Below are 7,790 nucleotides of genomic sequence, written 5' to 3'. Positions count from 1 at the left end.
TGATGAACAATAATGTTGGCAATAGTTATCTATGAAAGCGACTGTATTGACTGCTTCTCGCCGTGCTGTAACCATCCACTGTGCTTACTGTTTGAGTGTTCACCCCTGATTTTACTCTCCCTGTAGTAACAAAAGAGGGATAAGCACTGAAGAAGCACATTTATTCTTCTTCTAAATAAATGTCGATGTGATTATTTTCCAACTCATGAATGATCCGAAAGATTTTCCAATATTTGTCCATAAAGAAGATATCTTCATCTTTTTTGGGTATTGCTGAAAGGTTTTGAAATTCTTGGATTTTGATATTGGTTTTGTGATAATTTGCCTCCCAAAAAGTTACTGTTGGTGAAAGGTTTGAAAGAAGTGTAATTACTTGTTTCAAGTCATGGGAGATTTTTGCTCTATATTCCTTATTCCATTTTTGGTCTTGTTTTGGAACAATGGATTCAAGAATTTCTATTGCCTTTTGGATGTTGCTCATAGATCAAATTGCTTAAATGTAATAAACGTACTGGATAACCAAATCGGTTTCAAAATTATTCCAAAAGATCGAAGTAAGTAGCCACTCATTAAGCAAAAATAAAGAGTCGCCCATTGCTTTTGGTGAGGAGAACGGCTTTTTTGCTAAAAGGTTCATGCCATTGTGGAGCGGTGCGTTTGGTGCGTCAGGAGCCATGATCCTTATCCGTTCATGCACTGTTATTGTTCAATTTGCCGAAAAACAGCGGGTGGAGGTGGGTATGCCATTAATCTTGCAGGCGATCGTCGCACCCTTGAGGTTGAGGGTGAAGAACACATTAAGTTTTACCGTGCCCGCATTCAGAATCCAGAAGATCCACAGCCACATGTCAGTGAAGGAGGGTGCTGTTTTATCCACTTCTGAACGCCAGCACAATCGTCACTTAGCTAGTCTACGTATAGTTGGTGAACACATTCATCGCCGACTGAAGATTTTTCGCATCCTCAAAGAACAATATCGTAACCGTAGAAGACGTTTTGGCTTACGTTGCAACTTGATTGCTGGACTTCTCAATTATGAACTTGCTTTGTTTTCTTGATTCGTGCAAGAGGTCTATTTGGCTGGAAAACAAGAAAGCGCCTTCTGGTGTTGTTCGATATGCTGATAGGGCAAGTCGCCGGGTTTATTAAGGCGCTTTCTTGTTTTTTGTGCCGTATCCAAGGGGGATTTATACAGATCAACCAGGTTGCAGCACCGTCAAACAAAGCGCGCCGCAAAGGCTGGGCAGTTTTGTCCAGGTTTCCGCAAGGGGATCGAGAATGTAGAAATAGCAAACGAACGTGTTGCAACTAGAGTTGCACAAGGTGGAGTTCACTGTGCGATTAATTCCCTCAATCGCTGCCACTCGGGCAGCCAAGTCCACACATCTTGTGTAGATTCTTCTATTCCCTTGAGGATTCGCTCGCGGAACACAACAGGAGACTCAAACCCAAAACCAGAGAGTTGCTCCCGCATCCCGTAGAGCAAGTCTTTACCCGCAAAAAAAGTCATATAATTTTGGTTTTGAAATCGACTACCACCAGGACAGCAAGTAGGCAGCAATCGCTCAAAGTCGTCAAGGGGATTGCGTTTGGGCGAGCTAAGTCTTTGTTCGTATTGTTTGATGATATTATTTAGTTCGCTTTTGCAGTTAGCTTCTGTCAGCCCTTTATCTTTGGGAAAGCGATAGCCCTCTTTTTTGTCTCTCTCTTCTCCCCAAGAGTTATTAGGAGGTGAGGGACGGTTTTGCAGATAAAGCGACAATGTGATTCTGGCTGCGGTATAAACAGCAATTTTCTGTGCAGATGCTTTTAGTGCTTGACGGTATTCCTCCAATGGTGGTGCTTCCTCACCTAGTGCTTGCTTCACTACTTTGGGATCTACAAGATAATTTTCAATTTCTTTGCGCTCCCAGTACCAACCCAATGGAATTTGTTTACCGCCCTCGGTAATGTGCCAATTACGAGGTGTGCCTTGGGGAGGTGATTGATCATCATCAAAATCCCGGTCTCTTAACCCTGCGATTGTTGAACCAGTCCTGATATCTTTTGCGCCCAGAATCCTTTGGGCTAAACCTTGCTTGCTACCAATAGGTCTAACCACGCAACTAGGAGGAATTATGAGTGAAAGAAGTCTCACATCAGGACTTTTGGCAATACCTTCGCAGTATAAGATATTTACAGGCACAGCGACCCCCCAAGCAAACGGTAAGTATCGTCCTCACCAATGACATCACTTACAGCCTCGGAATGGGTGGTGAAAATAAACTGACAAGTGGAACTGAGTTTGGGAAGTTGGCGTACCAATAACTGTGCGGCTGGAGGGTGAAGATTGAGGTCTATTTCGTCAATCAGCACCACTGAGTAAGCAATCTGTTGTCGCACAAACTCGTAGAGAATGGGAAATACCGACTGTTCTCCAGCTGACATTTCTACAATGTCGTAGGTGCGATGACCATCGTTAATTAAAAAGTAGTAGTCTTCTGGTGTGGGCGAATCAACTCCGGGCATTGGTTCTACGCCAGCAAAGGAGCGTCCGGGAAAAATTTTGGTGTAAAGGTTCTCCAATTGGGTTAAGTAATCAATGGGATAGCTATGGGTAAGCTGGGCAAATTTCCAACCATTTAGGTACTTACGCAGGCGAGCTACACCGACTTCAAAGGAAACTCGACCGCTGTTTGACCCGACTGTAGCCACTCGCCTAACAGCAGCACCAGAATCTTCAGGAAGTGGGTTGGAACCCAAGTTGCGGAACTGGTCAAACCAGAAAATGCCAGGTAGCTTAGAAAACTCAGAACGAAGGGATGGGTCTGTATCTAACAATTTTCTAGCATAATAGCGCCCAGAAAACTGAAAGTATTCTGCATCAGTTCCAGCACGACAGCTTTCACCATCGAGAATAAGTCGGACGCGGTGGCTATCCCCTGGTTCGATAAATAGGCGTTCCGGCTGTGCCTGTACCCATCTTCTTGCAAGTGTACGGGTAGCTTCAATTTCTGCATCCGAAAATAATACTTCTAATTCGATGTGCGGGGAACCCCAGCGTTGGTAGCGACCAGGAAGAAACCCCAACCAGTCAAAATCGGTGACTCTTTGAATTTGCCTAATTGCTAGTGCTAGGGGAAGTGCGATCGCTTGCAGAAGAGTGGTCTTGCCCGTACCATTATCTCCTACTACTAAAAATCTATTGCTGAGTGAGTTTAGGGTTTGATTTTTGAAGGAGACTTCAAGGTGGTCGAAACGCTTAAAGTTTTTTATAACGATAGATTCGACTTTCATAACAAATCCTGGTTCAAACTAGCCTTTGACTTGGAACTTCGGTCTAAAATAACCCAAAACCCTTGCATGATTCGTGACTAGCAGCGTGTATGGCATAGTATAACCTCCAAGAGGAGATGGTTCATCGCAGACAATCAAAACTTATCTTTGAATCTTGCATATTTACTCCCGAGCGCGGAAACCTCCGCATCATCTCCCGCACATCCACCGCCTCTCCATCAGGTGTATAAACGACCCCACCCGACATTGCCAGCACAATCCTCTGCTTCCTTGCCCACTCGAACCAAGCACTCACATCCTCAGTCACCGTATTTTTCCCTTTTGCCCCACTCCGGCAACTGTTGATAAACAATCCAGTGGGATTATCGCACCAGCCTTCACTAATCGCCTCTTTCACACGAGGTAGTGCCCCTTGTACATTTTCCCAATACTTTTTCACCACACCTAAACAAGGCTGTGGGTTAATCCGCAGTCGCCGTAACTCATTGCAAATCTCACTAATCTCCTGCTTAGTGGGCATAGACGAATTTGAACCGACTTCGACTTCCGCACCGGGAAATTGTCTTCTTGAGGATCTATTTCGTTAGTCGAATCTATCCGTAATGGAGTGCTACAAAATACATTTGTTATGCGTCGGCATTTGGAGTCTCCTTTACCTACTAGTTCTGATAGTCAACATAAATTAAACACACACTATTTAGAAAATATCGAAAAATTCCATTATTCCATTAAAGAACTAAGTGATTATTTATACCCTGCTTATGTTGATGAAAGTTTACCTTTAGCAATTCGGCATGTGCTAGATACCTGGAATAAGCGCTTTCCTCGCTTAAATATAAAGTACGAGCTACCAAATGAATGGCGCGAGGAATCGAGCGATCGCAGTCAAGTAATTTTGATAGGACTAGAGGAATTACTTATTTGGAGCGTATCGAATAATTCAAATAATTTTTCTCTATTCGTCAGTTTAACACTACAAGGAAACTGGAACGAATTGATGATTAAATTTACAGATTTAAATGTATCTAAATCTACTTTGACCGCAGCTACTACAGATGATTTACTTCACCTCTGCCGTGCTTTGAAATTTTGGCTATCCGGTAAGTGTTCTCGCTACCGACAAAATCAGGCAGAAATTTGGTACTTGCGTTGGTAATGTCTTAAATGAGACTCTAAAAAGAATAAATTTGATAATTTGACGCTTTGATTGAAAAATCGTCATTTTCTGTAGCTTATCAGGTGATTAATGATGTCCAAGGCAATTCCCGTAAAAAATTTGACATTTTTGGTGGTTGATGATCAAGAGTTAGCGTTATACGCAACAATCAATGTCTTGAAACCGCAGTATCCAAATGCAGAGATTATCGAAGCTCACACTGCACAAGAAGCACTCAACCTGATAGTAAATAATTTGCCCGACTTGGCTATTGTTGATTTGTCAATGCCAGAGACAGTAGGCGAATCGGCCCGAACTGATGCGGGAATTCAGCTACTGCGGACGTTAATAGAGAAGTATCGCAGTCTCAATATTGTAGTGCAAAGTGCCTATCCTCGCTCTTTAATTCGTTTAAAACCTTTAATTAGCAGTCATGAAGGAGGGTTTACCGTTGCAGATAAAAGTTTATCAATGAAGGAGATGTTAACTAAGGTCGATTGGGCACTTAATGGTGTAATTTATACTCCCAAGGAAATGCGTGTAGTGATAGAGGTAAAACCGGAATGGTTGGAGATGTTGGAATTGGCTTTTAATAAGGGGTTACAAGATAAGGAGATTGCCAAACAAATGCAGATTGCCGAACGCACAGTTCGTCACTACTGGAAAAATGTTCAGGATGTTTTGGAAGTTTACCCAAATGAAGGTCAAAATCTACGGATTCAAACAGAAATTCGGGCAAGGGAAGAAGGTTTAATAGATTAATTTTTGGCTGCGAATTTAGTAAAAATTTCTTATTTTGATGGGAATTTGATATCCAGAAATATGAGTTTAAGACGTATTGGTGTATTACCGGGAATTGTGGCAATTGGTTTTGTCATAGCAGCACGAATGTCAGGTTCACTGCAATCATTGGAACTGGCTGCATACGATACGTTTATGCGTTTGCGTCCTGATGAACCGATAGATGAAAGAATTTTGGTTGTTGGAATTAACGAAAAGGATATTCAACAATTAAAAGCTTATCCAGTTCCGGATGGAGAAATTGCTAAATTACTACGAACATTACAAAGTTATCAACCTGCTGCGATTGGGCTAGATATTTATAGAGATATACCTGTTCAACCAGGACATAAGGAGTTAGCTAGCGTATTTAAAGAGATGAAAAATTTGGTTGGTGTGGAAAAGATTTTGCCAGATATTAGTGGTATGACAGTAAAACCACCTCCAGATTTCCCACATGAACAAGTAGGCTTTACTGATGCTATTTACGATGCAGATGGCACAAGACGTAGAAGTTTATTAGGTGCTTCAAATTTGCAAGACGAATGGCGATTTTCTTTGTCACTTAATCTCGCAAAAATATATTTGAAAGAAAAACAAATTTCTTTAGGAAATGTAACTAATGATCAATATGGAATGAGGTTTGGTTTCACAAAAATTGTACGTTTTCTCTCTAATTCTGGTGGTTATATTTCTGCTGATGATCAAGGCAGCCAGATGTTAATTAATTTTCGTAGTAATTCTAATCCCTTTCGTGTTGTTTCTTTAGAACAAATTATAAATAATAAAATTAAACCTGACTGGATTAATGGCAAAATTGTTGTAATTGGGATGACTAGTCCTAGCGCGAAAGATTATGCGTTCTCGAGTGCCAGAAAACATAAAAATTCTCCCTGGATTTACGGTGTAGAAATAAATGCCCATATAACCAGCCAATTGATAAGTGCTGTGCTAGATAAGCGACCTTTTATCAATTCTCTGGGAGAATTTTGGGAATATTTATGGATTATTAGCTGGGCGGCTATTGGTATCTATTTAGCCAGAAAATTTCGATTCCCGATCATACTATTTTTGTAAGGATTCAGGTCGCAGAAGAAGGAATAAGAGAGGGAACAACAATTTGATTACGAGTATGGGCATGTAAGGCGAGGGCAAAAAAGCCAATAACAGAACGTTGTTGACTTCTACAAGTTTGCACGACGGTTAATAGATTTGCAGTATCGCCAAATCTTTCAAGGGAACGCGAACCACCACTAATTTTTCGTTTAGTGACAGCTAATCTTAAAGAACGTTCGGCTAAATTATTATCAGGAGGAACTTCGGGATGCTCAAGACAATACCACCACTGGTCGTATTTATCTCGCAGTTTCGATAATAAATTCAAAGCTGTAGCTCCAGCTTTTGGTATCCATTTATTCAAAGCTTCGTTTAACCTAGATTTGAACTTGTAAGTCCATTCAAAATAGGTTTTTATGTCACCGCTAATTTGAAGGTGACGATAATTTTTGAACAGATCATCGATTAAGCCAATAAATGCTTTGCCAATCTCATTGTTATGCAATACAGGGGATTTAATCAGATTCTTGAAATGCCTACGCATGTGGGCTAAACATTTTTGTTGCGCGGCAGCAGCATAGCCATTGTAAACACTAAAATCATCGCTGCTTAAAACTCCCGCATACTCAGTTCCCAATATCGATTCGAGTTCTGCCCTCGAACGTGTATCTGCGGCTTTAAACAAGCAAAAACCTTTATTTGCAAACACCCACAACCATTCTTTGACACCTTTTACTGTCCAAGGTGTCTCGTCTACATGGATATTTGGTTGTTCGGTTTTAACCCAATTGGACAATTCCTCTACAGGTTTTTCTATCGATAAAGCAACCCTCTGATTTGTTGCTACTAAAGTACCTTCTCCAATATCTATCTGTCCTAATTCTTGAATTAACTCGCGAATTTTTGCATATGGCATGTGGGCATAATTTCCCAACCAACCTATCAATGCTTGTAAGCGTAGCCCTAAATCTTGTCCCGGTATTATCGAATCGTTCCAACGAGCCACGCAAACTTCCCCACAGTGCCTACATTGGCTATGAAAGCGCTGATATTCTATGATCTCAATTGGCTTGGCTACAAATTGTGCTACTTGTTGGGTTTCTACTTTTTGAGCATCATCATTAAAATGGCTTCCCCCACAGTGTGGACATTTTTCTGGGTGTAGGATTTCGATCCTGTCTACTCGTCCAAATCCTTTGCGAGTTTTCCCTTCATGTCCTGGTTGACCTCCTGGCTTTCTTTTTTCCTCATCTGTTGAGGGCTGTTGCTCTGATTTCTTTTTCTCTGATTTTTTGATTATGTCTTGTGACGGTGGCTTCGATGAGGTTTTGCTGTCTTTTGTTACTATTTCGTTGAGTCGTGCTACTTCTTTTTGTAATGCCTTGATGATTTCTACCAATTCTTCAGTAGACAATTGGTAAAGTTCTTCATCGCTTTGCTGTCCTGGCATTTCCTTACTCATGTTACAGATGTTCTCGCATGAACATTACCCCTGTCAACTACCTCACACCTGAATCCTTAC

The 7,790-nt window shown here is 41.3% G+C and carries 9 protein-coding genes and 1 pseudogene; 4 read left to right on the top strand and 6 right to left on the bottom strand.

Annotated features, from left to right (window positions below; translation table 11 throughout):
• Positions 1 to 160: 160 nt before the first annotated feature.
• Together ACE1AT_RS07120 and ACE1AT_RS07115 are read right to left on the bottom strand one after the other, a co-directional pair.
• The gene (locus tag ACE1AT_RS07120) at positions 161 to 481 is read right to left on the bottom strand and encodes a hypothetical protein (protein WP_026723950.1); all 321 of its coding nucleotides are present in this window, start codon (positions 479 to 481) and stop codon (positions 161 to 163) included.
• A 12-nt stretch (positions 482 to 493) separates the two neighbouring features.
• Entirely contained in the window at positions 494 to 676 is a 183-nt protein-coding gene (locus tag ACE1AT_RS07115) for a hypothetical protein (protein WP_374866719.1), read from the bottom strand.
• Positions 677 to 869: 193 nt separating this feature from the next.
• Here ACE1AT_RS07115 and ACE1AT_RS07110 point away from each other — a divergent pair.
• Positions 870 to 1,058 (top strand): annotated as a pseudogene (locus tag ACE1AT_RS07110) (transposase family protein); the annotation flags it as partial.
• A 272-nt stretch (positions 1,059 to 1,330) separates the two neighbouring features.
• On the opposite strand, the gene ACE1AT_RS07105 reads toward ACE1AT_RS07110, so the two are convergent.
• The 3 genes from ACE1AT_RS07105 to ACE1AT_RS07095 all read right to left on the bottom strand — a co-directional run bounded on the left by ACE1AT_RS07105 (position 1,331) and on the right by ACE1AT_RS07095 (position 3,796).
• On the bottom strand, positions 1,331 to 2,185 hold the full coding sequence (locus ACE1AT_RS07105) for a hypothetical protein (protein ID WP_374866717.1): 855 nt from the start codon (positions 2,183 to 2,185) through the stop codon (positions 1,331 to 1,333).
• Positions 2,176 to 3,276 carry an AAA family ATPase gene (locus tag ACE1AT_RS07100; protein ID WP_374866715.1) on the bottom strand — a complete coding sequence of 367 codons (1,101 nt, stop codon included), beginning with the start codon at positions 3,274 to 3,276 and terminating at the stop codon, positions 2,176 to 2,178. Before ACE1AT_RS07100 ends, ACE1AT_RS07105 begins: the two co-directional genes overlap by 10 nt.
• 121 nt (positions 3,277 to 3,397) lie before the next feature.
• Positions 3,398 to 3,796 carry a hypothetical protein gene (locus ACE1AT_RS07095; RefSeq protein WP_374866713.1) on the bottom strand — a complete coding sequence of 133 codons (399 nt, stop codon included), beginning with the start codon at positions 3,794 to 3,796 and terminating at the stop codon, positions 3,398 to 3,400.
• Between the two features lie 108 nt (positions 3,797 to 3,904).
• On the opposite strand from ACE1AT_RS07095, the gene ACE1AT_RS07090 reads away from it, so the two are divergent.
• The 3 genes from ACE1AT_RS07090 to ACE1AT_RS07080 all read left to right on the top strand — a co-directional run bounded on the left by ACE1AT_RS07090 (position 3,905) and on the right by ACE1AT_RS07080 (position 6,289).
• Complete coding sequence (locus ACE1AT_RS07090; RefSeq protein ID WP_374866711.1) at positions 3,905 to 4,432, top strand: hypothetical protein; 528 nt, start codon at positions 3,905 to 3,907, stop codon at positions 4,430 to 4,432.
• Between the two features lie 90 nt (positions 4,433 to 4,522).
• Entirely contained in the window at positions 4,523 to 5,194 is a 672-nt protein-coding gene (locus ACE1AT_RS07085) for a DNA-binding response regulator (RefSeq protein WP_374866709.1), read from the top strand.
• Positions 5,195 to 5,254: 60 nt separating this feature from the next.
• The gene (locus ACE1AT_RS07080; protein WP_374866707.1) at positions 5,255 to 6,289 is read left to right on the top strand and encodes a CHASE2 domain-containing protein; all 1,035 of its coding nucleotides are present in this window, start codon (positions 5,255 to 5,257) and stop codon (positions 6,287 to 6,289) included.
• Between the two features lie 4 nt (positions 6,290 to 6,293).
• Here the strand turns inward: ACE1AT_RS07080 and ACE1AT_RS07075 are convergent, their stop codons facing one another.
• Positions 6,294 to 7,730, bottom strand: coding sequence for an IS66 family transposase (locus ACE1AT_RS07075; protein WP_374866705.1), 1,437 nt, complete (start codon positions 7,728 to 7,730; stop codon positions 6,294 to 6,296).
• Between the last annotated feature and the right edge of the window lie 60 nt (positions 7,731 to 7,790).

This window comes from Pelatocladus sp. BLCC-F211, assembly GCF_041928655.1.
Taxonomy (GTDB): Bacteria; Cyanobacteriota; Cyanobacteriia; order Cyanobacteriales; family Nostocaceae; genus Pelatocladus.
Note: the sequence above shows the minus strand (reverse complement) of the source record. Positions and strands in the feature narration are given on the sequence as shown.